This is a genomic window from Xanthobacter autotrophicus, assembly GCF_005871085.1.
GTDB classification, from domain to species: Bacteria; Pseudomonadota; Alphaproteobacteria; order Rhizobiales; family Xanthobacteraceae; genus Xanthobacter; species Xanthobacter autotrophicus.
Genome location: NZ_VAUP01000031.1, coordinates 216570 through 240980 on the forward strand (window position 1 = coordinate 216570; position 24411 = coordinate 240980).

Annotated in this window: 24 protein-coding genes; 15 read left to right on the plus strand and 9 right to left on the minus strand. The window is 68.1% G+C overall.

All coding sequences use genetic code 11. The features are described from left to right. Positions 1-118 precede the first annotated feature (118 nt). From FBQ73_RS15000 to FBQ73_RS15010, 3 genes are all read left to right on the plus strand, one after another. Positions 119-1717, plus strand: a complete 1599-nt coding sequence (locus tag FBQ73_RS15000) for an AMP-binding protein (RefSeq protein WP_138400297.1) — start codon at positions 119-121, stop codon at positions 1715-1717. Positions 1718-1877: 160 nt separating this feature from the next. Further along, on the plus strand, positions 1878-2120 hold the full coding sequence (locus tag FBQ73_RS15005) for a hypothetical protein (protein WP_138400298.1): 243 nt from the start codon (positions 1878-1880) through the stop codon (positions 2118-2120). Continuing rightward, positions 2117-2350, plus strand: coding sequence for a type II toxin-antitoxin system HicB family antitoxin (locus FBQ73_RS15010; RefSeq protein WP_138400299.1), 234 nt, complete (start codon positions 2117-2119; stop codon positions 2348-2350). The genes FBQ73_RS15005 and FBQ73_RS15010 overlap by 4 nt, the downstream gene beginning before the upstream one ends. A gap of 64 nt (positions 2351-2414) precedes the next feature. Here FBQ73_RS15010 and FBQ73_RS15015 read toward each other — a convergent pair whose 3' ends face one another. After that, positions 2415-2750 carry a hypothetical protein gene (locus FBQ73_RS15015; RefSeq protein WP_138400300.1) on the minus strand — a complete coding sequence of 112 codons (336 nt, stop codon included), beginning with the start codon at positions 2748-2750 and terminating at the stop codon, positions 2415-2417. Positions 2751-2866: 116 nt separating this feature from the next. Here FBQ73_RS15015 and FBQ73_RS15020 point away from each other — a divergent pair, with 116 nt between their 5' ends. The 4 genes from FBQ73_RS15020 (at position 2867) to FBQ73_RS15035 (ending at position 5043) form a co-directional block, all read left to right on the plus strand. After that, positions 2867-3349 carry a hypothetical protein gene (locus tag FBQ73_RS15020; protein WP_138400301.1) on the plus strand — a complete coding sequence of 161 codons (483 nt, stop codon included), beginning with the start codon at positions 2867-2869 and terminating at the stop codon, positions 3347-3349. 73 nt (positions 3350-3422) lie between these two features. Next, positions 3423-3893, plus strand: a complete 471-nt coding sequence (locus tag FBQ73_RS15025) for an SRPBCC family protein (protein WP_138400302.1) — start codon at positions 3423-3425, stop codon at positions 3891-3893. 114 nt (positions 3894-4007) lie between these two features. Next, the gene (locus tag FBQ73_RS15030) at positions 4008-4226 is read left to right on the plus strand and encodes a hypothetical protein (protein WP_138400303.1); all 219 of its coding nucleotides are present in this window, start codon (positions 4008-4010) and stop codon (positions 4224-4226) included. A gap of 127 nt (positions 4227-4353) precedes the next feature. Continuing rightward, positions 4354-5043 (plus strand): TetR/AcrR family transcriptional regulator, encoded by a 690-nt coding sequence (locus tag FBQ73_RS15035; protein ID WP_246089719.1) that lies wholly within the window; start codon positions 4354-4356, stop codon positions 5041-5043. Positions 5044-5139: 96 nt separating this feature from the next. Here the strand turns inward: FBQ73_RS15035 and FBQ73_RS15040 are convergent, their stop codons facing one another. The 5 genes from FBQ73_RS15040 to ahcY all read right to left on the minus strand — a co-directional run bounded on the left by FBQ73_RS15040 (position 5140) and on the right by ahcY (position 12738). Continuing rightward, a complete protein-coding gene (locus FBQ73_RS15040; protein ID WP_138400305.1) occupies positions 5140-6174 on the minus strand; it encodes a phosphotransferase family protein in 1035 nt (344 codons plus the stop codon). Beyond that, a complete protein-coding gene (locus FBQ73_RS15045; protein ID WP_138400306.1) occupies positions 6171-7385 on the minus strand; it encodes an acyl-CoA dehydrogenase family protein in 1215 nt (404 codons plus the stop codon). Before FBQ73_RS15045 ends, FBQ73_RS15040 begins: the two co-directional genes overlap by 4 nt. Before the next feature lie 216 nt (positions 7386-7601). Then, the gene (locus tag FBQ73_RS15050; protein WP_138400307.1) at positions 7602-8747 is read right to left on the minus strand and encodes a putative bifunctional lysylphosphatidylglycerol flippase/synthetase; all 1146 of its coding nucleotides are present in this window, start codon (positions 8745-8747) and stop codon (positions 7602-7604) included. Between the two features lie 244 nt (positions 8748-8991). Beyond that, positions 8992-10878: a potassium transporter Kup gene (locus FBQ73_RS15055; RefSeq protein WP_210236789.1), complete on the minus strand. Its 1887-nt coding sequence runs from the start codon at positions 10876-10878 to the stop codon at positions 8992-8994. Positions 10879-11340: 462 nt separating this feature from the next. Then, positions 11341-12738: an adenosylhomocysteinase gene (gene ahcY / locus FBQ73_RS15060; protein ID WP_138400308.1), complete on the minus strand. Its 1398-nt coding sequence runs from the start codon at positions 12736-12738 to the stop codon at positions 11341-11343. A 555-nt stretch (positions 12739-13293) separates the two neighbouring features. Between ahcY and FBQ73_RS15065 the strand changes: the two genes are divergently transcribed. Then, entirely contained in the window at positions 13294-13881 is a 588-nt protein-coding gene (locus tag FBQ73_RS15065) for a CarD family transcriptional regulator (protein ID WP_138400309.1), read from the plus strand. Between the two features lie 394 nt (positions 13882-14275). Then, positions 14276-14461 (plus strand): hypothetical protein, encoded by a 186-nt coding sequence (locus tag FBQ73_RS15070; protein WP_138400310.1) that lies wholly within the window; start codon positions 14276-14278, stop codon positions 14459-14461. Positions 14462-14665: 204 nt separating this feature from the next. On the opposite strand, the gene FBQ73_RS15075 is transcribed toward FBQ73_RS15070, so the two are convergent. After that, entirely contained in the window at positions 14666-16276 is a 1611-nt protein-coding gene (locus FBQ73_RS15075; protein ID WP_138400311.1) for a gamma-glutamyltransferase family protein, read from the minus strand. Between the two features lie 195 nt (positions 16277-16471). On the opposite strand from FBQ73_RS15075, the gene FBQ73_RS15080 reads away from it, so the two are divergent. Then, on the plus strand, positions 16472-16744 hold the full coding sequence (locus FBQ73_RS15080; RefSeq protein WP_210236790.1) for a hypothetical protein: 273 nt from the start codon (positions 16472-16474) through the stop codon (positions 16742-16744). A 6-nt stretch (positions 16745-16750) separates the two neighbouring features. On the opposite strand, the gene FBQ73_RS15085 is transcribed toward FBQ73_RS15080, so the two are convergent. Then, positions 16751-17404: a nitroreductase family protein gene (locus FBQ73_RS15085; protein WP_138400312.1), complete on the minus strand. Its 654-nt coding sequence runs from the start codon at positions 17402-17404 to the stop codon at positions 16751-16753. 636 nt (positions 17405-18040) lie between these two features. On the opposite strand from FBQ73_RS15085, the gene FBQ73_RS23415 reads away from it, so the two are divergent. The 3 genes from FBQ73_RS23415 (at position 18041) to FBQ73_RS15100 (ending at position 20263) form a co-directional block, all read left to right on the plus strand. Then, a complete protein-coding gene (locus FBQ73_RS23415; RefSeq protein ID WP_138400313.1) occupies positions 18041-18727 on the plus strand; it encodes a cold-shock protein in 687 nt (228 codons plus the stop codon). Positions 18728-18764: 37 nt separating this feature from the next. Next, the gene (locus FBQ73_RS15095) at positions 18765-19025 is read left to right on the plus strand and encodes a hypothetical protein (protein ID WP_232847446.1); all 261 of its coding nucleotides are present in this window, start codon (positions 18765-18767) and stop codon (positions 19023-19025) included. 416 nt (positions 19026-19441) lie between these two features. Continuing rightward, the gene (locus FBQ73_RS15100) at positions 19442-20263 is read left to right on the plus strand and encodes an exodeoxyribonuclease III (RefSeq protein ID WP_138400314.1); all 822 of its coding nucleotides are present in this window, start codon (positions 19442-19444) and stop codon (positions 20261-20263) included. A gap of 40 nt (positions 20264-20303) precedes the next feature. Here the strand turns inward: FBQ73_RS15100 and FBQ73_RS15105 are convergent, their stop codons facing one another. Beyond that, positions 20304-20891: a hypothetical protein gene (locus FBQ73_RS15105; RefSeq protein ID WP_138400315.1), complete on the minus strand. Its 588-nt coding sequence runs from the start codon at positions 20889-20891 to the stop codon at positions 20304-20306. An 845-nt stretch (positions 20892-21736) separates the two neighbouring features. Between FBQ73_RS15105 and FBQ73_RS15110 the strand changes: the two genes are divergently transcribed. Further along, a complete protein-coding gene (locus FBQ73_RS15110; RefSeq protein WP_246089720.1) occupies positions 21737-23077 on the plus strand; it encodes an ATP-binding protein in 1341 nt (446 codons plus the stop codon). Between the two features lie 123 nt (positions 23078-23200). Continuing rightward, the gene (pstS, locus tag FBQ73_RS15115) at positions 23201-24241 is read left to right on the plus strand and encodes a phosphate ABC transporter substrate-binding protein PstS (protein ID WP_138400316.1); all 1041 of its coding nucleotides are present in this window, start codon (positions 23201-23203) and stop codon (positions 24239-24241) included. Positions 24242-24411 lie beyond the last annotated feature (170 nt).

A 24411-nucleotide genomic window follows, 5' to 3' on the forward strand; every position in this document is an offset into this window, starting at 1 on the left:
CTGAAGTTCTCGGCCCGGGCCGGCGCATCCGGGGCCGGCAAAAGACCCCTTGCACCTCGCAGGCGCGAAGCTGTAGCGTGCGCCGCAACATTGCGGGGGCAGAAGGGTCGGCCGGGTTATGCTGGCGCACACGAGTGAATATGAGCGCCGGCGCCGGGCGTTCTCCTGGGACATTCCGCGCCGTTACAACATGGCGGTCCATGCCTGCGACGGCATCGCCGCCCGCGCGCCCGATCGGCCTGCACTGTTCCTGCCCCATGGCGCCGGCTTCCGCCCGGTCTCCTACGGTGCGCTGGCTGCGGCCTCCAACCGGCTGGCCCACGCCCTGCTGGCCCACGGCATCGGCCGGGGCGACCGGGTGGCGATCCTGCTGCCCCAGTCGCTGGATGTGCTGGTCACCCATCTCGCCGTCTACAAGATGGGCGCCATCGCGGTGCCGCTGGCCGGCGCCTTCGGGGTGGACGCCATCGCCTATCGCCTCGCCGATTCCGGTGCCAAGGCCCTCGTCACCGACGATGCCGGCCTTGCCAAGGTGGTGGAGCGGCCGGAGGCGCTGGGACTCCTCATCAATGTGGACGGGGCGCGGGCGGGGGTGCTCGACTTCAATGCCCTGCTGGACGCCGCCTCGGACCGGCCGCTTGCGATCACTTCCGGCCCGGACGATCCGGCGCTGATGATCTACACCTCCGGCACCACCGGCCAGCCCAAGGGCGCGCTGCACGGCCACCGGGTGCTCTTGCCCCATGTGAGCGGCGTCACCTTCACCCATGACGGCATCGGCCAGGCGGGCGACCGCATGTGGACCCCCTCCGACTGGGCCTGGGCCGGCGGGCTGCTGAACACCATCCTGCCGGCGCTGGCGCTGGGGGTGCCGGTGGTGGCGCAGCCGCGCGGCAAGTTCGACCCCGAGGCCGCTTTCGATCTGATCCGGCGGGCGCAGGTGCGCAACGTCTTCATCCCGCCCACCGCGCTCAAGATGATGCGCGCCGTGCCGGACCCCAAGGCCCGCTTCAGCTTCGACCTGCGCACCGTGGGCTCGGCGGGCGAGGCGCTGGGGGCGGAGACCTTCGAATGGGGCCGGCAGGCCCTCGGGGTGCCGGTGAACGAGTTCTACGGCCAGACCGAATGCAATTACGTCATCGGCTCCTCGGCCGTCCTGGGCGTGGCCAAGGCCGGGGCCACCGGCAAGGCGGTGCCGGGCCACGAGGTGGCGGTGCTGGGCGAGGACGGCACGGTGCTGCCCCCCGGCCAGATGGGGCAGATCGCCGTGCGCGCGCCCGACCCGGTCATGTTCCTTGAATACTGGAACCGGCCCGACGCCACGCAGGAGAAGGTGCGCGACGGCTGGCTCATCACCGGGGATCTCGCGACCCTGGACGAGGAGGGCTATTTCCACTTCCTCGGCCGCGACGACGACGTGATCACCTCCGCCGGCTATCGCATCGGCCCGGCGGAGATCGAGGATGTGCTGCTGCGCCATCCGGCGGTGTCCATCGCCGCCGCGGTGGGCAAGAAGGACCCGCTGCGCACCGAGATCGTCAAAGCGGTGATCGTGCTGATGCCGGGCATCACGCCCTCGGCGGCGCTGGAAGATGACATCCGCGCCTTCGTGCGCACCCGCCTTGCGACCTATGAATATCCCCGCGCGTTCGAGTTCGTGGACGAGCTGCCCCTGACCACCACCGGCAAGGTCATCCGCCGCCTGCTCAGGGACTGACGGGCGCCCGGCCTTCACTTCTAGACATTCACATCGCCCCGCCTGCGCTTGGCGCAGGCCGCCCCTCGGTGCTGCCCACCATTTCGGCTTGCCCGCAGGGCGCGTGCGCCTACACTGAAGTCTTTCCAGCTTCATCCCTTTTCATTCGACGGATACTGTCATGCATAACAAGAGGCTCGAAGCCTTGCGCGCCAATCCCGGCGGGGAGTGGCGGCCCGCCGACATCGAGATCACCGCATCCCAGTATGCGATGAAGTTCCGCAAGGTGACGGGGACCCATGTGGTCTTCACCCATCCCTCGGTGCCCGATTGCGTCGCCGTGCCCATGAAGCAGAAGATTCGCGCCGTCCATGTGAAGGCGTTCGTCGCCATGGTGGACCGCATGGACGCGCTGGACCGATGAGCGCCCCCCTTCCCCCCGGCATTGAAGCCTATCCCGTCACCGTCGCGCCCATCCCACCCGAGGAGGGCGGGGGCTTCGTGGCAAGCTTTCCGGATGTGCCGGGCTGCCACGGCGTCGGCGAGACCGAAGAAGCGGCCCTGGCCGACGGGCGTCAGGCCCTGTTCGCCTGCATCGACGCCCTGAAGGCTGCCGATCGCACCCCGCCCGAGCCCGGTTCGGCGAAGGCGTGAGGCGGTGGCCGCCGCACGCCTGATAACACGTGCAGGACCAAAATCGTGTGGGGGAACCCGCCCGTCAGCGCCCGCCGCCGCGCGCCTTCTCCTCCAGATAGGACGAGACGGTGTCGAGCAGGCGGATGGCGCCGGGCAATTGGGCGTGGGCCTCGCCCTGGGCTTCGGTTTCCGGCTCCAGGGTGCGCCACCACACGATGAACCGGCGCATCAGCGCGCGGCCGGGAATGGCCTCGAACGGCATGCCGGTAAAACCTTGCGTGCCGAAGGCGGCTTCCACCTGCCGGAGGCATCCCTCGATATAGGCGCGGTCGTCGGCGTCGAGGGTGTAGGGCCCCTCCGGGGCGCGCCGCTCCATGCGCACCTCGCTGAGTTCGGGAATGTAGTCGGTCTTGACCAAGATGTGACCTCTCGCCCGCCCCGCGCAGGGGGTGGTCCGCTTGAAGCAGGAACGGTGCCAATAGATGCGCTTCGGGCGGTTTCGGCGCCATCGGGGGGCTTCAAGGGCCGACCCGCATGAGCGCCTCGGACCCGCCCACGCGTCCCGATCTAGCCGCCGCGCCGTCCCATGACGCAGCTGTGGCCGTCCACGCCGTTCCGGCCGTGGCGCTGGCCCATGGTTTCCGCATGCTGGTGCTGCGCGAACTGGCCGACGGTGACGGCCCGGCGGGCTTCGCAGTGATCGAGCAGGCGCTGGTGCGGCCGCCGCCCCGGACCATTCGGCATGGGGTCGCCTTCGCCCTCGCGTTTCGCCCCGAGGTGGTGGCGTTCCTGAGCTTCCATCTCGGCCGTCCGGGGGCGCGGGGGCCCGATGGCCTGCCCCGGCGCAACCCGCGCTGGCCGGCTCTGTCATGGCATCGGGCCGAGCGCGTCTGGCCCGATGGCGCCCACAGCATCGAGTGGAGCGCCGACATCCTGTTCGCGCAGGAGGACGACCGCGCCGCCTTCGCCCGCCAGTTCCATGCCGCGCTCGCCGGCGGACGATGCGACGCGGCCTGAGGCCCGCTTCTTGCTTCCTCGCTCCCTGCGCTACGTTTTTTGCTTGTTCGCCTTTTTTTGGGGAGTTTCGCCCATGTCGGATGTCGTCGAGACCCGCTCCATCGTGACCGAAGCCGAGTTCGAGTATCCGGTGGACATTGTCTGGCGGGCCATCACCGATTCCGAATGGCTGGCCGTCTGGTTCTTTCCCAACGACATCCAGCCCCTGGAGGGCCACCGCTTCACCATCTGGGGCCGGCCCATCGAGCGTTGGGACGGCGAGTTCCAGTGCCAGGTGAAGACCGCCGTGCCCGAGCGCGAGCTGTCGTTCAGCTGGAAGGGCGGGCACGAGGAGCTGAAGGGCTTCGGCCATTACATCGACACGCTGGTGACGTGGACCCTCACGCCCACCGCGAGCGGCGGCACCCATTTCCGCTTCGTTCATGACGGCTTCAGCACCGCCGCCACCTCGGACGGGGTGTTCGACGTGATGAACAAGGGTTCCCAGAGCGTGCTGCGCACCCTGACCCGCCGCCTGCCGGACCTCATCCAGCACGGCGCCTGAGGGCACGAAAGCCGCCGTGCGCATGCGAAAGACGGGAACCTGTCGGCGAAGGCCGCGTTAACTCTCCGGTTGCCATGACGCGCCCCGACGGCGCCTGGCATTTGGGAGATCACGATGGGACGCAGCCTTCCGCCGACCGATCCGTTTTCCCTGCGCATCGTCATCGGCGATGCGGAGATGCAGGCTTCCAGCATCGACGACGTGGTGCGCTTCCTGCGCCAGCAGGAGGCGGACGATTTCGCCGACCTGCTCATGACCCTGCCGAGCGATGGCGCGCCGCCGTCGTTGAGCGATGTCTGCGCCCGCATGGAAGCGCTCTGCGCCATGGTCTGAAAGGCGCGCGCGACCTCTGCGCGCTTGACTTTCCGCATCCGCGCCGCAGTCTTCCCCCTTTCAAATTCGGGGGTTGAGGGTGGGTGCAGACCAGAGGGCCGAGGCCGGCGAGACCCAAGCGCCGGGAATGCACGCGCCCGGACCTGATGCGCCTGAAGCTCATTCCCTGGAAGCCCTTTCGGCGCGCATCCACGCGCGCCACCGCGACCTCATCAAGGTGCAGAAGCCTCATGTCGCGGTGGCCAACCTCGCGCGCATCATCGATGCGGCGCTGAAGCTGTCCAACCGCCACGGCTTCCATGCCATGACCCTGCGCCAGCTGGCCGCCGAATCCGGCCTCAGCATGGGCGGCCTCTATTCCTATCTGGACAGCAAGGACACGCTGCTGCTGATGATCCTGGGCGAGGTCTCCCACGCTGTGGACACCGCATTGGGCCGTGTGCCGGAGGCGGTGCGCGCCGACCCGGCGGCGCACCTCAACTGGCTCATCGCTGCGCACGTCCAGCTGTCCGAGGCCATGCACGCCTGGTTCGTGTTCGCCTATATGGAGGCGAAGGCCTTCCCGCCCGAGGCGCGCAAGCGCGCCATCGACAGCGAGCGGCTGACCGAGCGCATGTTCGCGGACGTGATCGCCGAAGGGGTGCGGCAGGGCGTGTTTGCCGTCGAGGATCCGCTGTTTGCCGCCACCCTCATCAAGCCCTTGCTTCAGGATTGGTACGTGAAGCGCAGCAAGTATCGCGAGCGCGGTATCGATGCACAGACCTATGCGGCGCAGGTCACGCGCTTCGTGGAGGGCGCGCTCGCGGTGCGCAAGTGAGCGAACTTAGCCAAAGCATCGCGCGCTTGACTTAAGTCAGGCGCGCGATGCTTTGAGAGTACCCTTGGCAGCGGCCGAAGACCGAGGCCGATGGTATTAAGTAAACTCCGCCGCGCGCTGGGCGAAGGCTGCGGCGAGCGCGCCGGTTTCCGCCGCGCCCTCCGCTGCCGCATTGCCGGCCTTGGCCCGCGCTGCAATGCCCTCGAAGATCACCGCCCAGCGGAACAGGGCGAACGCCATGTGAAAGTCGGTGAGCGTCAGGCCATGGGTCGCCGCCGCCTCATATTGCGCCACGAAATCGGCGCGGGTCGGGATGTCCAGCGCGTCGAGGTCCAGCCCGGCGATGCCGCCATACTCCTCAGGGCGCGATACCCAGGCCATGGCGCAATGGGCAAGGTCCGCCAGCGGATGGCCGAGGGTGGACAATTCCCAGTCCAGCACCGCCACCACCTCGGGGCGGGTGGGATGGAACATGAGATTGCCCATGCGATAGTCGCCATGGGCGATGCGGGTGGTGTCGTCCGCCGGCACATGGGCCGGCAGCCAGGCGACCAGCCGGTCGATATTGGCGTCCTCGCGGGTCTTGGACAGCTCCCACTGGCGGGTCCAGCGGGCGATCTGGCGGCCGAAATAATTGCCCGGACGGCCGAAATCGGCGAGGCCGGCGGCGGTAAAGTCCACGTTGTGGAGCGCGGCAAGCGTCTGCGCCATGGCGGCATACATGGCGCCGCGCTCGGCGGGCGAGACGCCGGGCAGGGTGCAGTCGTGGAACACGCGCCCCTCCACCTTGTCCATCACATAGAACAAGGTGCCGATGACGGACTTGTCCTCGCACAGCAGCAGCGCGGGGGGCACCGGCACCGGCGTGTCGGCCAGAGCGCGCATGATGCGGAATTCCCGGTCCACCGCATGGGCGGAGGGCAGAAGCTCTCCCGGCGGCTGCTTGCGCAGCACCAGCGCGCGGTTGGCATAGGTGACGAAGAAGGTGGGGTTGGACTGACCCCCCGAAATGGGCTGGAGCTGCGGTGCGCCTTCGAGCCCGCCGATGTGCGCCTTCAGATGGGCATCGAGGGCCGCCACGTCGAAGCCGTAGGCGCTGACGCCGGAAGTGCTGGAGTCGTGCGTGCTCATGCGCCCTCTCCCACCGGCCAGTTCCAGAAGGCGCGTTCCTCCTTCTCCAGGAAGCGGTTCAGCACCATTTCGTGCACCGCGTCCGCGCCGTCCACGAGGCGCGCCTGACGGGCGTAGCGGTAGATCCACTCCAGCACCGTATCCTTGGAATAGCCGCGCGCGCCATTGATCTGGATGGCGCTGTCGGCGGCGAGGTGCAGGGTGTTGGCGGCCTTGATCTTGGCCATGGACACCTCCTTGCGGGCCAGTCCGCCGCGATCCAGCTCCCACGCCGCCTTCATGGTGAGGAGGCGGCTGATCTCGATGTCCATGGCGATGCGGCCCAGCAGGGTCTGCACGCTTTCGCGGTCGGCGAGGCGCACGCCGAAGCCGTAGCGCACATCCGCATACTCCCGCGCGATCTCGACGCAGCGCATGGCAAGGCCCAGCCAGCGCATGCAATGGGTGAGGCGCGCCGGCCCCAGGCGGATCTGGGTCACACGCAGGCCCTTGCCTTCGCCCAGCAGCACGTCTTCCGGCGGGATTTCGAGGCCGTCGAACTCCAGTTCGCAATGGCCGCCATGCTCCTCCGGCCCCATGATGGGGATGCGGCGCACGATGCGCCAGCCCGGCGCGTCGCGGTGGAAGGCGAACGCGGTGAGGCCGGTGCGCGGATCGTCCGAGGTGCGGGCGACAAGGATGAGGTGGGCGGCCTCCTCCGCGCCGGTGATGAACCATTTGCGGCCATAGATGCGATAGCTGCCGTTCGGCTGCTTCTCGGCGCGGGTGAGCATCATGCCGGGGTCGGAGCCGCCGCCGGGATGGGGCTCGGTCATCACAAAGGCGGAGCGCACCGCGCCGGACGCGATGGGGGCGAGCCACTTGGCCTTCTGCTCGGGCGTGCCCACGGCCTCCAGCACCATCATGTTGCCGTCGTCGGGGGCGGCGGAATTGAACACCACGGGGCCGAAGATGGAGCGGTTCATTTCCGTGTAGCACACCGCCATGCCCACCCGGCCGACACCGAGGCCGCCGCTCTCCGGCTTCAGCTGGAGGTTCCACAGGCCCTCGGCCCGCGCCTTCGCCCGCAGCCGCGCCAGGGGGGCGGGGGCGATGTTCTCATGGGCGTCATAGGCGGCGGGGTCGGCTTCCAGCGGAATGATCTCGCGGTCCACGAATGCGCCGATGCGGCGCCGCAGGTCTTCGAGGGCAGGAGAGATGGTGAAGTCCATGGCGTCCTCGATGGTTGGGCGTAGAAAAAGAGCGAGCGCTCGCTTTTTATATTCCTGCTGAAGAAACCGCAAGGGACCGGCATGCGGAGGTGTGAGCGCTGCGCGCGCGGGCGAGAGAGCAGGTGGCGAGGCGTTCGGGATCGCACCGTACCCCCCCTCATCTCCCGGCGGACGCCCTATATCGACCCTGCCGGTGTCCGCCGGCAGGGGCCTCCGTCACTCTGCGGCGGATTTGGCCGTGGACTTGGTGGTCGTCGTGGTCGCTGTCGTGGCCGCTGTCTTGGCGGCTGTCTTGGCCGCGGATTGGATCCCGGGCTCCGTGCCGGCCTCGATCGCGGCCCCGGTGTGGGCCGCCGCGCTCCCGTCCGGCCCGGCGGGCGCCTGGGTCCGGCTGATGAAGCGCAGGCTCAGTTCCCGCGCGCCCAGCAGGGTGAGCGAAAGGGCGAAGGGCACGATGTAATAGAACAGCCGGAACAGCAGCAGGGCGCCCACCATCTCGGTCAGCTCAAACTGCGGCAGGGCCGCCAGCAGCGCCGCATCGAACACGCCGAGGCCACCGGGGGCGTGGCTGGCGAAGCCCAGCAGCGTGGCGGTGACGAAGATGACCGCCAGCGACACCGGGTCGATATAGGGCGTCGACGGCATCAGCATGAACATGGCGGCGGCGCACAGGGTGAGGTCGAGGATGCCGATGCCCACCTGCACCAAAGTGGTGCGCCCGCGCGGCAGGGTCACGAACCAGGACGAGCGCCCGATGGTGCGCGGCGCCAGCGACACCCAGGTGATGTAGCCCGCCAGCACCGCCAGCGCGCCGATGCCGATCATCCGGTTGATGAAGGGCGGCAGCCGGTCCACCGCCGTGGCGGCCTCCGGATGGATGGTAATGCCCAGGCCCAGCACCGCGATGTTGCCGAGCCAGAAGGTGAGCCCCGCCACGAAGCAGATCTTGGCCACGTCGATGGCCCCGAGCCCCCAGGCGGAATAGATGCGGTAGCGCACCGAGCCGCCGGTGAAGACGGTGAAGCCCACATTGTGGCCGATGGAATAGGAGCAGAACCCGGCCAGCGCCGCGATGCGGTAGGGCACATGGTCCTTGCCGATGGTGCGCAGGGCGAACCAGTCATAGAAGGTGAGGGTGAGATAGGCCCCCGCCACCAGCAGGAAGCCGATGATGACGTTGCGCGGGTCCTTCGCCGCAAGGGCGTCCATCACGTCGGAGAGCTTCAGGTTGTGAAGCATGCGGTAGAGCACGGTGGCCGCAAACGCGATCACCACCAGGCTCAGGACGAAGCCCAGCCCGTGCAGACCTACCCGATCCCGCAGGAAAACCCAGATTTTCGAAGCGACCGCCCGAACACCCATTGCGTCACCGATATCCCCCGCCCGCAACGTCACCGGCCCGCCCACATCTGCACGCTTTCGCGCGAGTTTGAAGGGCCATTCTCACTCTTTTTGCGTTGTGACGCCGCCGGCTCGCTCAGATTGCGTTGTTCGAATGCCGCACCTCAAGCGCAGCGCGCTTCGGGCCGCCGGTCCCTGGCGGCGTGCCGATTCCAAACCAGTGCGGCCCGCCCTGACGGCGCCGCGCCCGGCCCGGCTTGGCCGTTCAAAGCTTCACCGGATAGCCGATTTCCACCGTGCGGGCCCGCGGCAGGCCGAACCGGTCCACCGAGCGCTCCGCGTTCCGGGCGAGGAAGGCGAACACATGCGCCACCACGTCCTTGATCTTCGTCACCTCATCCGGCGGGATGATCCGCTCGTGGCCGATCACATAGATGGCCGCGTCCGGATCGATGCCGCGGGCGCTGAGCGCCGGGCCGAGCACGGAGGGAACGTCGATCTGCTGCATGTAGCCGAAGCGCAGATCCACCCGCACGAAGCCCTCGTTGAGGGTCGTCACCTTCACCCGGTCCTCCACCGAGACCCGGGGCCGCGCGGCGATCCACACCGAAACAATCACCGCCTTCTCGAACCGGACCTTCAAGAGATCCGCCATGCGGGAGAGGGCGACGGGCGTCATCGCACCCGCCCGCGACAGAAAGATGGCGGTGCGCGGGCTTTCGACATCGTTCACCCGGTCCTTGCGGGCGACGAAATTGTCGAGGGGCTCGGTGAAGCGCACCTGCTGGGCCACCACGCCCTCCAGCCCGCGCCGCCAGCTCACCATCACGAAGATGACGGCACCGGCGATGCTCAGGGGCAGCCAGCCGCCGTCATGGAGCTTGGTCATGTTGGCCGAGGCGAAGGCGAAGTCGATGGTGAGCAGGCCGGTGGCCATGGCCCACACCGCCGGCGCCGGCCAGCCCCAGGAGCGGTGCACCTGGGCGATGAACAGGATGGAGGTGGTGACCATGGCGAAGGCCACCGCGATGCCGTAGGCCGAGGCCAGCCGGTCGGAGGCCTCGAAGCCCAGCACCACGGCGATGCAGGCGATCATCAGCAGCCAGTTCAGCCGGCCCACATAGATGTGCTGCTCGTTGTGCTCGGAGGTGTAGCGGATGCGCATGGGCGGCAGGTAGCCCAGCTCGATGGCCTGCTTCGCCAGTGAGAACACACCGGTGATGATGGATTGCGACGCGATCACCGTCGCCGCCGTGGCGAGGAACAGGAGCGGAATGTCGAACATGTCGGGCGACAGGTCGTAGAACGGGTTGCGCACCGCGTTCGGATCCACCAGCAGAATCGCGCCCTGGCCGAAATAATTGAGCAGCAGTGCCGGCATGGCCACGAACAGCCAGGCGCGGGCGATGACCGGGCGGCCGAAATGGCCGAGGTCCGCATACAGCGCCTCGCCGCCCGTCACCGCGAGGAAGCAGGCGCCGAGAATGACGCCGGCCAGCCCCGGATGGTTCACCATCAGCATGATGCCGTAGCGCGGGTCGAGCCCGGCGAGCACATGGGGCGCCTGCAGGATGCCATAGACCCCCAGCGCCGCGAGCGAGCTGAACCACAGCAGCATGATCGGCCCGAAGAAGGCGGCGATGCGCTCGGTGCCCAGCCGTTGCGACAGGAACACGGCGGCGAGCACCAGCACGGTGAGCGCCACCACCCAGTGTTCCAACTCCGGCGCGATGACCTGGAGGCCCTCGATGGCCGACAGCACCGACATGGCAGGGGTGAGCACGCCGTCGCCGATGAGCATGGCGGCGCCGAGCAGGCCCGCCGCCAGCAGGTACCAGCGCATGCCCAGTGCGCTGCGGTGGAGGTCGAGCAGGGTCACGAGGGCGAGGATGCCGCCTTCGCCGTCATTGTCCGCCCGCAGCACCAGCATCACGTATTTCACGGTGACGGAAAGGATGATGCTCCAGGTGATGAGCGAAAGCAGCCCCAGCACATCGCCGCCGAGGAAATTGGTGCCGCCCACCGCCAGCACGCCCTGCTTGAGGGCATAGAGCGGGCTGGTGCCGATGTCGCCGAACACCACGCCGAGGGCGCCGATTTCGGCGGCGAAGGGCAGGGGGCGTGTGCGGTCGCGGGAAAAGCTGAGGGCCATCGAGGGCGATCGCCGCTCAGTGCCGTGCGTCGGGCAGGGGGGAGGAGGGGCGCCGTCGGGCGGCGCTCCCCGCGGTGGCCCGGCAGTTGGCCGGGTCGCGGTACCCGGTCGACCGGAACCTCACGACGCCGAGTATCATGCCGCGCAGTGTCACGCCTCGCGACCGTCGCACGAAACCGTTCAAGGCAAGCCCCCGCGCTTTTCCCGTCCGTGGCACATGGGCAGTGGACCGGACCGTGCCGCGCCCGCCCGGGACCGAGGCCCTGGGCTGAAAGACGCTGCTCCGGACCCGTCCGGCTCTGCCCGCATGGGGCGGGTGCATGCAACACCTAGCTCCGTTCGCGGGGGAAAACAATGCGCTGCCGCAAACCCCGCACAACGCCTTCAGAACGCAGAACGCCGGCCCGAGGGCCGGCGGTCCGCTGGATCAGGGGTGGCGCGGGAGACGCCGCCGGGCGTGGCTCAGTAGCGGTAGTGCTCGCTCTTGAACGGGCCCTGCTGAGGCACGCCGATATAGGCCGACTGCTGATCGGTGAGCTTGGTCAGCTTCACCCCGATCTTGTCGAGGTGCAGCGAAGCCACCTTCTCGTCGAGGTGCTTGGGCAGGGTGTAGACTTCCTTGGCGTACTGGCCGGGCTTGGTGAACAGCTCGATCTGCGCCAGCGTCTGGTTGGTGAAGGACGCGCTCATCACGAAGCTCGGGTGGCCGGTGGCGTTGCCGAGGTTCACCAGGCGGCCTTCCGACAGCAGGATGATGCGCTTGCCGTCGGCGAACTCCACCTCGTCCACCTGCGGCTTCACATTGTGCCACTTCAGGTTCTTGAGGCCGGCCACCTGAATCTCGCTGTCGAAGTGGCCGATGTTGCAGACGATGGCGCGGTCCTTCATGGCCCGCATGTGATCCACGGTGATCACGTCCAGGTTGCCGGTGGCGGTCACGAAGATGTCGGCGCGCTTGGCGGCATCCTCCATGGTGGTGACCTCATAGCCTTCCATGGCGGCCTGCAGGGCGCAGATGGGATCGACTTCCGACACCATCACCCGGCAGCCGGCGTTGCGCAGGGAGGCGGCGGAACCCTTGCCCACGTCGCCGAAGCCCGCGACCATGGCCACCTTGCCGGCCATCATCACGTCGGTGCCGCGGCGAATGCCGTCCACCAGCGACTCACGGCAGCCGTAGAGGTTGTCGAACTTGGACTTGGTGACGCTGTCGTTGACGTTGATGGCGGGCCACAGCAGCGTGCCCTTCTTCTGCATCTCGTAGAGACGGTGCACGCCCGTGGTGGTCTCTTCCGTCACGCCGCGGATGGACTTGGCCAAAAGGGTGTACCAGCCGGGCTTGTGCTTCAGGCGGCGCTTGATGGCGGCGAAGAGGACTTCCTCCTCCTCGTTGGTGGCGCCGTCGAGGAAGGCGGTGTCGCCGTTCTCCGCGCGCAGGCCGAGGTGGACCAGCAGGGTGGCGTCGCCGCCGTCGTCCAGGATCATGTTGGGCGCGCCGCCGTCGGCCCATTCGAAGATGCGGTGGGTGTATTCCCAGTATTCTTCCAGCGTCTCGCCCTTCACGGCGAAGACGGGGACACCGGCGGCCGCGATGGCGGCGGCGGCATGGTCCTGGGTGGAGTAGATGTTGCACGAGGCCCAGCGCACGTCGGCGCCCAGCGCCTTCAGCGTCTCGATGAGCACGCCGGTCTGGATGGTCATGTGCAGGGAGCCGGCGATGCGGGCGCCCTTCAGCGGCTGGGTCGGGCCGTATTCGGCGCGGGTGGCCATGAGGCCGGGCATTTCGATTTCGGCGATGTCCAGCTCCTTGCGACCCCAGTCCGCAAGGTTGATGTCCTTCACCACGTAATCGTTGCTCATGGATTGCTCCGCTGGAATGCGACGCGCCGCAAGGCGCAGGTCGGGATGGGCGCCTGTAGCACGAAGCCTTCCCTGCGGCAATAAGGATATAAAGAAATGCTTATATGACTGAAGCCGATCTCGGCGAAGCCGCGTGGCGGCGCGCGTGGCAAGATGGCCGCCAGTTGGCGGCCAAGTTCCCGCTTGCTGCTGCCGAGAGTAAGGTAGGCGACAGGCGCGCTTTGATTCCGACAAAAATTGTGATATACGTGACTTTACAGTCGATTGCTTTCACCCAACCAGCCGCTTCGCGCCCGCTCAGTGTTCGCGCATGCCCATGGGCGTATTCTCGGGAATACAGGGGCGAGAATTTGCGTGCCTGCCGACACTTACGGCGTGGCGCGGGGGCTGTCCATGGCCATCGACTGGCTGAGCGGGTTGGCGGGCGTTCCGGCCGCGACCCAAGTCCGCAGCGCCAGGGTGCGCGCCGTCCCGGTACCGGACCGGCCGGCCTCCGCGCCAACAGGTTCGGCCCCAGACTTCGTGTCCTTGGGCCGGATCAGGAGTGTCAAGAGCATGTCGGCAAAGAAGAACGCGCAGACCCGTCTCGGCTTCAAGACGGGTGAGCACATTGTTTACCCGTCCCACGGCGTGGGCCGCATCATGGCCATCGAGGAACAGGAAGTCGCCGGTTTCAAGCTCGAACTCTTCGTGATCTCGTTTGAAAAGGACAAGATGACGCTGCGGGTGCCCGTGCCCAAGATCGCCACCGTCGGCATGCGCAAGCTCTCCGAGACCAATATCGTCGACAAGTCGCTGGAAACTCTTCAGGGTCGCGCCCGCGTGAAGCGCACCATGTGGAGCCGCCGTGCGCAGGAATACGAAGCCAAGATCAATTCCGGTGACCTCGTCGCGATCTCCGAAGTGGTGCGCGATCTCTACCGGTCCGACGCCCAGCCCGAGCAGTCCTATTCCGAGCGCCAGCTTTATGAAGCGGCTCTCGACCGTATGGCCCGCGAGCTTTCGGCGGTGAACAACATCACCGAGACCGAAGCGGTGAAGCTCATCGAGCAGAACCTGCTCAAGGGTCCGCGTCGCGGCACCGCCAAGGTGGTGGAAGAGGCCGACCTCGACGCCGAGATCGAGGCCGACGAGGCTGCCTGATCTGGCCAGGTGAACTTGGTCGCTTAATCTTGGTCCCCTGATCTTGGTCGCGTGATCCAGTTCCAAGTCAAAGACCCGGCTTCGGCCGGGTCTTTCTTTTTGGGGGCTTCGGACGCCACGGCACCCCTGCCATGCCTGCGTCCGGCGCAGGGCAGCCATGAGCTCGCCCCATGGATTCGTGGGGACAAGGGGTGTGCGCAACGGGTCGGTGCATGCGCGACGTCCCATCACGGCCAGCTTCTTTCCGGCTGACGCGCACATGGCGCCCTCGAGACGGCGTCGAGGCCGCTCCGCTCATGCCCTCCGGCGCGACCTGCGAACATTCCGCGTGCCGTGTGGAACCCGGCGGCAGTCTGCGCGTTCGTTCGCATGGGGCTGCCTTGGAGAAGCGATCATGTCCAATCGTGACCAGGATCAGCGCAACACCCAGAACCCGAACCAGAACGAGAAAGGCCGCGAAGGCCAGGGCAAGGACAAGGGCCAGCAGCAGCAAGCCCAGATGCCCGGCCAGAAGGGTGGCCAGCAGCAGGGAGGCCAACGGAACGAGAATCAACGGGACGAGCGGCGCGACCAGCGCTAGGGCACGCCCCCATCACCTCGCACTGCACGGTGATGGGATCATGCGAGCTCTGGTCTGAGTGCTGGAGCCGGATTCCCACAGGCGGCAACAGCCTGGGCGTTTAATCCGTCTCTCAGTCCGACAGGTGCCCGAAGACAGAGCCGAAGCCGCCGGCTGTCCTCTCCCCGGGGGGCAGCCGGTTTTATGTTGCGGCGCCCGTGGCGCTCATACCCCCGCCGCGCCACCGTCCGAGCGCGGATCATGCGCCCCCTCGATGCGCCCGCCGGGATGCAGCACCACGGCCCCCGCATGGCCCATGGTATCGCTGTAAGCGTCCGGAACCAGGGCGAGGTCGTGCCCCACCAGCTTCAGGCGCTCCACCACCTCGTCGTCGAAGCGCGGCTCCAGACGCAGCCGGGTTTCCACATCGCCCCAGGTGCGGCCCAGCAGCCAGCGCGGCCGGGCGATGGCCTCCCCCAGCGGCACGCCGAACAGCACATGGCGGCTGAAGACGGCGGACTGGGTCTGGGGCTGGCCTTCCCCACCCATGGTGCCATAGGCCATCACCCGCCCGTCGGCGAGCACCGCCAAAGCCGGGTTCAGGGTGTGGAACGGCCGTCGCCCGGGTTTCAGCGGATTGAGCGCGCCCGGCTCCAGCGAGAAGCTGGCGCCGCGATTCTGCATCAGCACGCCGGTGGAAGGCAAAACGCAGCCCGAGCCGAACTCGAAGAAGATGGACTGGATGTAGGACACCACCAGCCCCGACTTGTCCGCCGCGCCGAGCCACACCGTGTCGCCGCCGGCCTTGCCCTGCGGCCAGGGGAGGGCACGGCCCATCTCGATGCCGTCAGCCCGCTTGGCGATGGCCTCGGGGGTGAGCAGAGCGGCCAGGTCGTGGCTGAGGTGCTCGTAGTCGCACACCACCTTGTCGCGCACCAGGAAGGCGCGTTTGGTGGCCTCGATCAGGCCGTGCACATGCTCGAAGCTGTCGCCCCGCTTCACCTTCAACCGGTCGAACAGAGCGAGGATGAGCAGCGAGGCCAGCCCCTGGGTGGGCGGCGGGGCGTTGAACAGCCGGCCGACGCCGATGTCCACCGCCAGCGGCGGGCGCTCCACCGCCGCATAGCGCTTGAGGTCTTCCCGCGTCACCGGGCTACCGATGCGCTCCAGGTCGGTGCCGATCTCGCGGCCCACGTCGCCACGATAGAAATCGGCGAGGCCGGCGCGGGCGAGATGATCCAAAGTGTCGGCGAGGCGCTGCTGGCGCTGGAGGGTTCCCGCCTTCGGAGCCTCCCGGTCGGGTGTCAGGAAGGCGGCGGCGAAGCCCGGCGCGTCTTCCAACTCGGCCTTCTTCTGCGCGGTGAGGGCGGCCTGGGAGCGCGAGACCGGAACGCCCTCGCGGGCATGGCGGACGGCGGGCTCCAGCAGCCGCTTGAGCGTCATGCGTCCGCCGTGGGCGCTGGCGGCCTCAAGGGCCAGCCGCCAGCCGTCCACCGCGCCGGGCACGGTGACGGCGGCCAGCGCCCCCCGGGTGGGCACCGCCCCGAGGCCAAGCTCATGGTAGAAGGGGATGGTGGCTCGGGCGCCGGCAAAGCCGCAGGCTTCGATATAGCGCACCCGGCCCGAGGGCTCGCGGATGAGCCAGAAGCCGTCGCCGCCCACATGGTTCATGTGCGGATAGACCACGGCGATGGCGGCCGCCGCCGCCACCATGGCCTCGATAGCGTTGCCGCCCTCGGCCAGCACCTCGCGTCCCGCCTCCGCCGCCAGATGGTGCGGGGCGGCGACCATGCCCCCCATGGCGTGGGAACTCTCGTGGGCTTCGGCCGGCAGCATGCAAGGTCTCCTTCTGGGCGCTCTGGCGGGGCGGACTTGACCCGGCGGCGCGCGCGTCGCAGTTTCCCGACCCGATCAGCACCAAGGGCCGGGCGGACGAGTCAGGCTCGACAGCTTAGGTACCATGGACCTAAGGAATTCTGAGCCAAAGGTATAGGCAGCGGCAGGCCGAGGCCGAAGCCGCGGGAGACGAAAATGGCAGGTTCGCAGGAAGCGGGTTCCAACGTGGCGGGTTCCAAGGGGGCGCGGCACGGCGGCAATCTCTTCACGGTCTTGAGTGCGACCGCGCTCATCGCCACCGAGGCCCTCGCCACGGCCGTCGCCGCCGGCTGGGCGCTGGCGGGCCTGCTCAATCTGGGCGACGTGGGTGAATATGCCCTGATGGGCCTGTTCAGCCTGGCCGCGGTTTATGTGAGCGTCATCTATTTCCGCCGCGCCGTGCGCGTGGAGGCGTCCCTCACCGTCTGAATCGCCTCAGGGCGCCGGCCGCCACCGCGTGACGATCTGGTCAAGCTGGGGGCGGGGACGGTCTTCGGCTTTGGCCGCCGGCCGGCCGATATGGAGGAAGCCGGCCACCTGTTCCCCCGCCGCGACGCCGAGCAGGGCAGCGGCGTCCGGATCGCGGCCGGGCCATTTCAGCAGCCACAGGGCGGAAAAGCCCATGGCACTGGCTGCAATCACCAAGTTCATTGCGGCAGCGCCCGCCGACAGCACCTGGTTGAGCTCGGGAATCTTGGCCGCCGGATCGGTGCGGCTCACCACGATCACCGTCACCGGGGCACGCAGCAGATAGTCACGCCACATATGCGCCTTCTCCGGCGCAAGGCCGGGGTTCTGCGCGGCATAGAGCGCGTCCAGCCGGTCGCCGGCGGCGGCGCGGGCCTCCCCCTCGATCACGATGAAGCGCCACGGCACCAGCCGGCCGTGGTCCGGCACCCGGGCGGCGATGCCGAGCATGCGGTCGAGTTCGGCGCTGTCCGGCCCCGGTTCCACCAGCGCGCGCAGGGGCAGGGAACGGCGTGTTTCCAGCAGCGCCAGCGTCTGCGGCGAGGGGGCCACCGCGATGGGCGCGAGCGGCGCGCTGGCGGTGGTGCTCTGGTGATGGTGGCGGGGAACCGACTGCGTCATGGGTCTTCCTGTCGCGGGCGACCGTGGAGGCCGAGTGTGCGCACCGATCGGATTCCAACGCTACCTGACCTGACAGCGCACTCTCTACTTCTGAAGTCCGGAGCGGGATCCGCGCGGATGGGTCCTTCCGGGCGGCTCCGGCTGTTGCGCGAGAAACACGCGCGTTCCGTGCGCCAAGTGGAGAAAAACCCCGAGGAACACCGGAGTGCGACAATAGAAATGGAGTTGTTCCACATGCCCGACGGAGCGGAATGGGCCACGCCGCGCGGCTTTTTCCAGGCAAACGCCCTGGCGCTCCTCATGGACGCTCCGCACGGCGCTCTTGCCGCCACTTCAGGGCCCTCGCGGTCCCGCTCCACACAGAGCGACTGCCAGCCCAACATTCATGTACCAAAGCGAGGCAGATGTGTTAGTCTGTTTGTTGGCCGGAGGAGTGCGCCCATTGTCATGGGTCCTGTTTCCGGCCTGTCCATTAGGCTGCGAGGCGAGACGCGGGTGGCTGGATTGAGCGTTGTGCGAAGGCGGAGTTTAAGTCGCCCAGACCGTGCAAGTTAAAGCACGAACAAACGCATTTTCATCCGGCAGTGGTGGATGGCCCTAAGCCAAAATTGGCGACTGACCTCAACGGAAATACACATGAGCCGTAACCGAGACTTCCGAGAGCCGCGCCGCCGTGGCTTTGATGACGACTTTGCGCCGCCGCGTGATCGCGGCTTCGGAGGGGACCGTCCGTTTTCTTCGCCCAGCAGCAGCAGCAGCTTCAGCGCACCCGCCCCCTCCGGCCCGCCGATCGACGCCACCGTCAAGTGGTTCAACCCTGAAAAGGGCTTCGGCTTTGTCGAGCTCGCCGACGGCTCGGGTGACGTATTCCTGCACGCGCGTGCCCTCGAGGCCGCTGGCCAGGAGAGCGTGCCTCCCGGTTCCAAGCTCTCGGTCCGCGTAGGCCAGGGCCAGAAGGGCCGCCAGGTGACCGAAGTCCTGGAGGTTGATACCTCCACGGCTGAGGCAGCGCCTGCGCGTCGCAGCTTCGGCGCCGGTCCCGGTGCTGGCGGCGGCTTCGGCGGCGCCCCCCGCGCCGGCGGCGCGGGTCCCCGTGCGGCCACCGGCCCCACCGAGGAGCGCGTCGGCACCGTGAAGTGGTACAACCCCGACAAGGGTTTCGGCTTCATCGCGGTGGAAGGCGGCGGCAAGGACGTGTTCGTGCACGTCACCGTCATCTCGCGTTCCGGCCTCACCGACCTGGCCGAAGGCCAGCGCGTGGTGGTGCAGGTGGGCCAGGGTCCCAAGGGTCCTGAAGCCCGCGGCATCGAGCTCGCCGACTGATCATTCATCCTCCCGCCGCCCTTCCGGGGCGGCGGGATTGGATCAACCGAACGGGCGAGGCTTCCCGCTTCGCCTGTTTTTGGCATTTCTGGAGTTCAAGACCAAAATGGCGCAACAGGCAGAGGCCGACCTTTCGAGCCTGCTCGATCGACTCAAGGCGGCTCAACGAGACCTGGTACTGACCGCAGCAAAGAGCACCGCCCTTCCTTCCGACGGCATGCTGCGCAAGATTTCCGAGCTGGAAGGCGCCATCGCCGCCACCGAGGCCCTCATCCAGGAAGAGGGCGACCGCCGCTGAGCGTGTCCGCTTCCTGGTGTGGGGTTGCCGTCGCGTCCTGATCCGGCTCCGGGTGCGGAGCGGGTGGCGAGTCCCTGCGGTCGCGACGCCGGTGGACCGCCGTGTGAGCTGCGCGGCTCCCCGTTTTCTGTTCCCGTTGGCCAGCGCGGAGCGGTTGCGCGATTTCGGCATCAAGCGCGCGCCGGCCCCGAGCCCGAGCCCCCGCGCGTCGGCCTGTTCGGCTGGAGCCGGTGGCCTGATTTGGCGGGTGGTCTTGTCGGGCCGCTCGGCGTGTTCGAGCCCCCATTTCGGGTGACCTGGCCGCCGCCCCCGCTATGCCCCCTGCGGCGCGCCATGCGACGCCATGCGTGACTTGCCTGCCGACGGGGCAGGGGTGTAAGGCTCGCCGCATCCTTCCTTTTCAGTCCGCCATTGCCTTGCCCCTCACAATCTGCACCTGGAACATCAATTCCGTCCGCATTCGTCTCGACATCGTCCGTGCGGCGGTGGAGATGCTGCGGCCCGACGTCCTGTGCCTCCAGGAAACCAAGTGCCAGGACGACAAGTTTCCCCTGAACGCCATCCGCGACATGGGCTTTCCCCACATCGCCCTCAACGGGCAGAAGGGCTGGCACGGGGTCGCGACCCTCTCGCGTCGGCCGTTCCAGTCGGTGGAGAAGGGCGAATTCTGCGGCAAGGGGGATGCACGCCACGTGGCGGTGACCCTCGCGCCCGCGGACGCGCTGGGCAAGCCGCTGACAGTGCACAATTTCTACGTCCCCGCCGGCGGGGACGTGCCGGACGCGGAACTGAACCCCAAGTTCGCCCACAAGCTGGCCTTCCTCGACGAGGTAACGGCCTGGCCATCGCTCACCGCCGCCGCGGCTGATGCCGGGCGCCATGCGGTGGTGGTGGGCGACCTCAACATCGCCCCCCTCGAAACCGACGTGTGGGGCCACAAGCAGCTCCTCAACGTGGTCAGCCACACCCCCATCGAGGTGGAGAGGCTGAACCGCTTCCAGGCCTCGGGCCCCTGGGTGGACGTGATGCGCACCATCGTGCCGCCCGAGGACAAGCTGTTCACCTGGTGGAGTTACCGCTCGCCCGATTATACCGCCAACGATCGCGGCCGCAGGCTCGACCATGTGTGGGCCAGCCAGAGTCTCGCGCCATCCGCGCGGGCGATGACGGTGCTGAAGGACGCGCGCGGCTGGGAAAAGCCCTCCGACCACGTGCCCGTGGCCCTGACCTTCGGCTGAGCGGCCGCGGCGCCGATACTGCCGCCTTGGGGTTTCAGGCTCAGGGCTTGGGCGTGAGGTCGAGCAGCGGCGCGCCGATGTTGGGCAGGCCCAGGGCCGCGCCGAGCTTGCCCTTCGGCACCTTGATGACCTGCACGCCCGGCGGCAGCTGGAACAGCTTGGGATCCTGCGGCGCGCGGCTCAGCGTGAGCGCCTCGAACACGAGATGCTTCTTGCCTTGCATCTCCACCTCGGTGCGCAGGGCGATGCCGTCCGGGGTGATGCAGGCGGTGGTGGGACCCACTGACGTGCCCATGGCCGCGCCCCCTGCGGCGCCGACCGGCGCGTCGACCTTCCACAGGTCGCAGGCTTCTCCCGCCACCTGGCTTTCACCCACCCGCAGCCCGGTCCCGCTGAGGGCACCGAGGGCATATTCGGGCGGCAGCTCCATCTCCACCGCCATGTTGGGGAGGTTGGGGGTGCGCACCACCATGCGGCGTGCCCTGAGATCGATGATGCCCACGATGCTGCCAGGCACGTTGGGCTTGGTCATCTCCACCCGCATCTTTCCCTGGCTGTGGGCAAGACCCAGGGTGCCGCCGCGGCGCAGGTCTGCGCTCAGGGCGAAGTCGGTCGTCGGCAGGGGCACCGGGTCCGCGCACGCCGCACCGGCTCCGAGCAGTGAGCCGGCGAGAACGGTGGCCCGAAAAATGGCTCGTCCCGCCGCTGTCGGAAGGGGGCCGTGCCGCGTTGCCCGGCACGAATGGGGCTTTCGCATGGTCGGGTCCTCCGCTTGAACCTCCTCATAGCAGATGAGGGCCGGCGCGCGATTCGTTTCGATGAAAATGGAACGTTTTCAAACGAGAGGGTGAATCGCCCGTCGGCCCGTCCGGGGAAGGAGACGCACGTCGCCGCCGTGCCCCGAGCCTGGAAAAGAGAGTATTGTAGAAATGGAGCCATCGCATGGCGGGGAGACGTTAGCCTGGGCATTTGCCGGCTGTGGATCTGTCGTACGATCGCGCTCAAGCTGTCGTAATGGCTTCGTTAAGCGGCGCGAGCATCGCAACCCGCGCGCCAACGGGCGATTCGCAAAGCGGCGCCGGCAAGGCGCCCAAGACCGACGCCCAGGGAGGCGCGACAAGGATGGCGATGGCTGGACCCGAGCGGGACGCCGAACTCCAGCGTGATACAGGGCCGCGCGGCACGACACCCCGCGCCAGTGGTTCGCGGGGAGCGCCGCCGGCCGGTCAAGCCGAGCCGGGTCCTACCACGTCACGCGCCGCCGGGCCGGGCATGACCGGTGAGGGCTTCATCGGGCCGGACTTTGCCCAGCCAAGCGCCACCGCGCCGAATGCCAACGAGCCAGGCTCAGTCGAACCAAGCGCGGTCGAACCAAGCGCGGTCGAACCAAATATGGCTGGTTCCGGCGTGGCAGGGATGAACCCCCCCGAGGCGGGCGCGTCGACTTCGGGCGCCTCCCTCCCCGGTTGGTCCATGAGCGGGCCCAATATCGGGCCGGTTCTCGGGCCCGTGAGCCTCGGCCCGCGCCGGCGTGTGCTGGTCCTCATCGCCGCCCTCGCGCTCGCCGCCGCGGCGGGTGTGGCGCTCGGGGCGTTGGATCCGGTGCTGGCCGCTCTGATGGCGGCGCTGCTCGTGGCCCTGCTGTTCAATCTGCCGCACGCCCCGGCCGTCGCCCTTCCGGAGGCGGCGCCGACGGTTCTCGCGCAGGCCCCGCTGACGCGCGGCGATGCCCAGGCGGCGGCGGTTGTTGCCGCCCTGCCGGAACCGGCCCTGCTGCTGTCGGCCATGGGCGAGATCATCACCGCCAACGAGCGGGTGGCCCTCGCCATCGGGCCGACCCGCGTGGGCGATCCCCTGTCCTTCGTGGTGCGCGTGCCCGAGGTGCTGGACGCGGTGCGCGCCGCCGCCGAGGACGGCCTGCCCCGGCGGGTGGAATTCGCCGAGCGCATTCCGCTCGACCGCTGGCTGGAGGCCCATGTGGTGCCGCTGCGCCTGGAGGCCCAGGCCGGCATCCGCGCCGGCGGCCGCCGCGCGGCGGATGCGCCGGACGCGGTGCTGCTCACTTTCCGCGATCTCACCCAGCAGCGCCGGGTGGAGCAGATGCGGGCCGACTTCGTGGCCAACGCCAGCCACGAGCTGCGCACCCCGCTCGCCTCCCTGTCCGGCTTCATCGAGACGCTGCAGGGCCCGGCGCGCAATGATGCCCCGGCGCGCGAGCGCTTCCTCGCCATCATGGCGGCGCAGGCACGGCGCATGTCGCGGCTCATCGACGACCTGCTCTCCCTGTCGCGCATTGAGCTCAACGCCCATGTGCGGCCGCAGACCAAGGTGGACCTCGGCGGCATCCTCGCCCATGTGTGCGACACCCTCTCGCCCCTCGCACGGGACCGTGGCGTGACGCTGGAGCAGGTGAAGGACGCCGCCCCGCTGGAGGTGCTGGGTGATCGTGATGAACTCATCCGCCTGTTCGAGAACCTGGTGGAGAACGCGCTGAAATATGGCGCGCCCGGCAAGAGGATCGAGGTCAGGCTTTCGCGCGAAAACGGGACGGCGGTGGTGAGCATCCGCGACTTCGGCCCCGGCATCCCGCCCGAGCATCTGCCGCGCCTGACCGAGCGCTTCTACCGGGTGGACGTGGCGGCGAGCCGCGACCAGGGCGGTACGGGGCTCGGTCTTGCCATCGTCAAGCACATCGTGGCGCGCCATCGCGGGCGGCTGGGCATCGATAGCGTGCTTGGCGAGGGGGCGACTTTCAGCGTTCGGCTCGATGCTTTGCCGGGTCCGGAAAAAAAGAATGACAAGGCAGTGGCTTAGCCTGTCATCTCCACGTCACGCGGGCGTCATAGAACCTTGGCTGACCGGGGCTAAGAGTCCCGAGCCCAATGTTGCCCCGGCGTCAGGCCTGGACCGGCAACGGATTTGGCAAGGAGAATTACCGTGAAGCTCACCACCGCTTTCGGCGCGATCGCCGTAGCCGGCACGCTGTTCGCTGGCAGCGCTCAAGCCGTCGACTTCACCGGCGCTGGCGCGTCTTTCCCGGCCCCCGTCTACCAGGCCTGGGGCGCGAAGTTCAAAGAGAAGACCGGCAACACGCTGAACTACCAGTCCATCGGCTCGGGCGGCGGTCAGAACCAGATCATCAACCGCACCGTCGATTTCGGCGCCTCCGACGCCACCGTGCCCGGCGAGAAGCTCGCCGCCAACAACCTGCTCCAGTTCCCGACCGTGATCGGTTCGGTGGTCGCCACCGTCAATCTGGACGGCATCGTCACCAACCAGCTCAAGCTGACCGGCCCGATCCTCGCCGACATCTATCTCGGCAAGATCACCAAGTGGGACGACAAGGCCATCGCCGACATCAACCCCGGCGTGAAGCTGCCGTCCTCGGCCATCGTGCCGGTGTACCGTTCGGACTCCTCGGGCACCACCTCCATCTTCACCGCCTACCTCTCGGCGGTCAGCCCCGACTGGAAGTCCAAGGTCGGCTCCGCCACCTCGGTGCAGTGGCCGGTGGGCGCCGGTGCCAAGGGCAACGAAGGCGTGACCGGAACGGTCAAGAACACCAAGGGCGGCCTCGGCTACGTGGAGTTCATCTACGCCGCCGCGAACAAGCTCGTGGTCACCCAGCTGCAGAACAAGTCGGGCAAGTTCGTCGGCCCCGAGGTTGCCGGCTTCCAGGCCGCCGCCGCCTCCGCCGACTGGAAGGGCGCCAAGGACTTCGCCGCTTCCATGATCGACGCCCCGGCTCCCGAGGCGTGGCCGATCGTCAGCCCCACCTACATCCTTCTCCCGAAGGACCCGAAGAACGTGGACGCCTCGCGCGCGACCATGGAGTTCTTCAAGTGGGCCTACACCAAGGAAGGCGCTGAGATCGCCGAGCAGCTGCACTACATCCCGCTTCCCGAATCGGTGGTGAAGCAGGTGGAAGAAGCGCTCAAGAGCGAAATCAAGGGTCCGGACGGCAAGCCCGTCCTCTGATCCCGGCAAAGACCTGGCGTCGCCCCCACCGGGGCGGCGCTTCTTTCACGACCGGGTGCATGCTTGCTTCCGCCGCGCGGCGGGCAGCAGCACCCCGATGACGGGCGACGCGAGAGCGCGTGCTGCCCTGGTTTCGGATCAGGCCGCCAGCTGCGGCACGCGGGGGACAG

Excerpts from the sequence above, each read along its gene's own strand:
- FBQ73_RS15000 (WP_138400297.1), top strand. The coding sequence starts at position 119 with ATGCTGGCGCACACGAGTGAATATGAGCGCCGGCGCCGGGCGTTCTCC.
- FBQ73_RS15005 (WP_138400298.1), top strand. The coding sequence starts at position 1,878 with ATGCATAACAAGAGGCTCGAAGCCTTGCGCGCCAATCCCGGCGGGGAG.
- FBQ73_RS15010 (WP_138400299.1), top strand. The coding sequence starts at position 2,117 with ATGAGCGCCCCCCTTCCCCCCGGCATTGAAGCCTATCCCGTCACCGTC.
- FBQ73_RS15020 (WP_138400301.1), top strand. The coding sequence starts at position 2,867 with ATGAGCGCCTCGGACCCGCCCACGCGTCCCGATCTAGCCGCCGCGCCG.
- FBQ73_RS15025 (WP_138400302.1), top strand. The coding sequence starts at position 3,423 with ATGTCGGATGTCGTCGAGACCCGCTCCATCGTGACCGAAGCCGAGTTC.
- FBQ73_RS15030 (WP_138400303.1), top strand. The coding sequence starts at position 4,008 with ATGGGACGCAGCCTTCCGCCGACCGATCCGTTTTCCCTGCGCATCGTC.
- FBQ73_RS15035 (WP_246089719.1), top strand. The coding sequence starts at position 4,354 with ATGCACGCGCCCGGACCTGATGCGCCTGAAGCTCATTCCCTGGAAGCC.
- FBQ73_RS15040 (WP_138400305.1), bottom strand. The coding sequence starts at position 6,174 with ATGAGCACGCACGACTCCAGCACTTCCGGCGTCAGCGCCTACGGCTTC.
- FBQ73_RS15045 (WP_138400306.1), bottom strand. The coding sequence starts at position 7,385 with ATGGACTTCACCATCTCTCCTGCCCTCGAAGACCTGCGGCGCCGCATC.
- FBQ73_RS15050 (WP_138400307.1), bottom strand. The coding sequence starts at position 8,747 with ATGGGTGTTCGGGCGGTCGCTTCGAAAATCTGGGTTTTCCTGCGGGAT.
- FBQ73_RS15055 (WP_210236789.1), bottom strand. The coding sequence starts at position 10,878 with ATGGCCCTCAGCTTTTCCCGCGACCGCACACGCCCCCTGCCCTTCGCC.
- ahcY (WP_138400308.1), bottom strand. The coding sequence starts at position 12,738 with ATGAGCAACGATTACGTGGTGAAGGACATCAACCTTGCGGACTGGGGT.
- FBQ73_RS15065 (WP_138400309.1), top strand. The coding sequence starts at position 13,294 with ATGTCGGCAAAGAAGAACGCGCAGACCCGTCTCGGCTTCAAGACGGGT.
- FBQ73_RS15070 (WP_138400310.1), top strand. The coding sequence starts at position 14,276 with ATGTCCAATCGTGACCAGGATCAGCGCAACACCCAGAACCCGAACCAG.
- FBQ73_RS15075 (WP_138400311.1), bottom strand. The coding sequence starts at position 16,276 with ATGCTGCCGGCCGAAGCCCACGAGAGTTCCCACGCCATGGGGGGCATG.
- FBQ73_RS15080 (WP_210236790.1), top strand. The coding sequence starts at position 16,472 with ATGGCAGGTTCGCAGGAAGCGGGTTCCAACGTGGCGGGTTCCAAGGGG.
- FBQ73_RS15085 (WP_138400312.1), bottom strand. The coding sequence starts at position 17,404 with ATGACGCAGTCGGTTCCCCGCCACCATCACCAGAGCACCACCGCCAGC.
- FBQ73_RS23415 (WP_138400313.1), top strand. The coding sequence starts at position 18,041 with ATGAGCCGTAACCGAGACTTCCGAGAGCCGCGCCGCCGTGGCTTTGAT.
- FBQ73_RS15110 (WP_246089720.1), top strand. The coding sequence starts at position 21,737 with ATGAGCGGGCCCAATATCGGGCCGGTTCTCGGGCCCGTGAGCCTCGGC.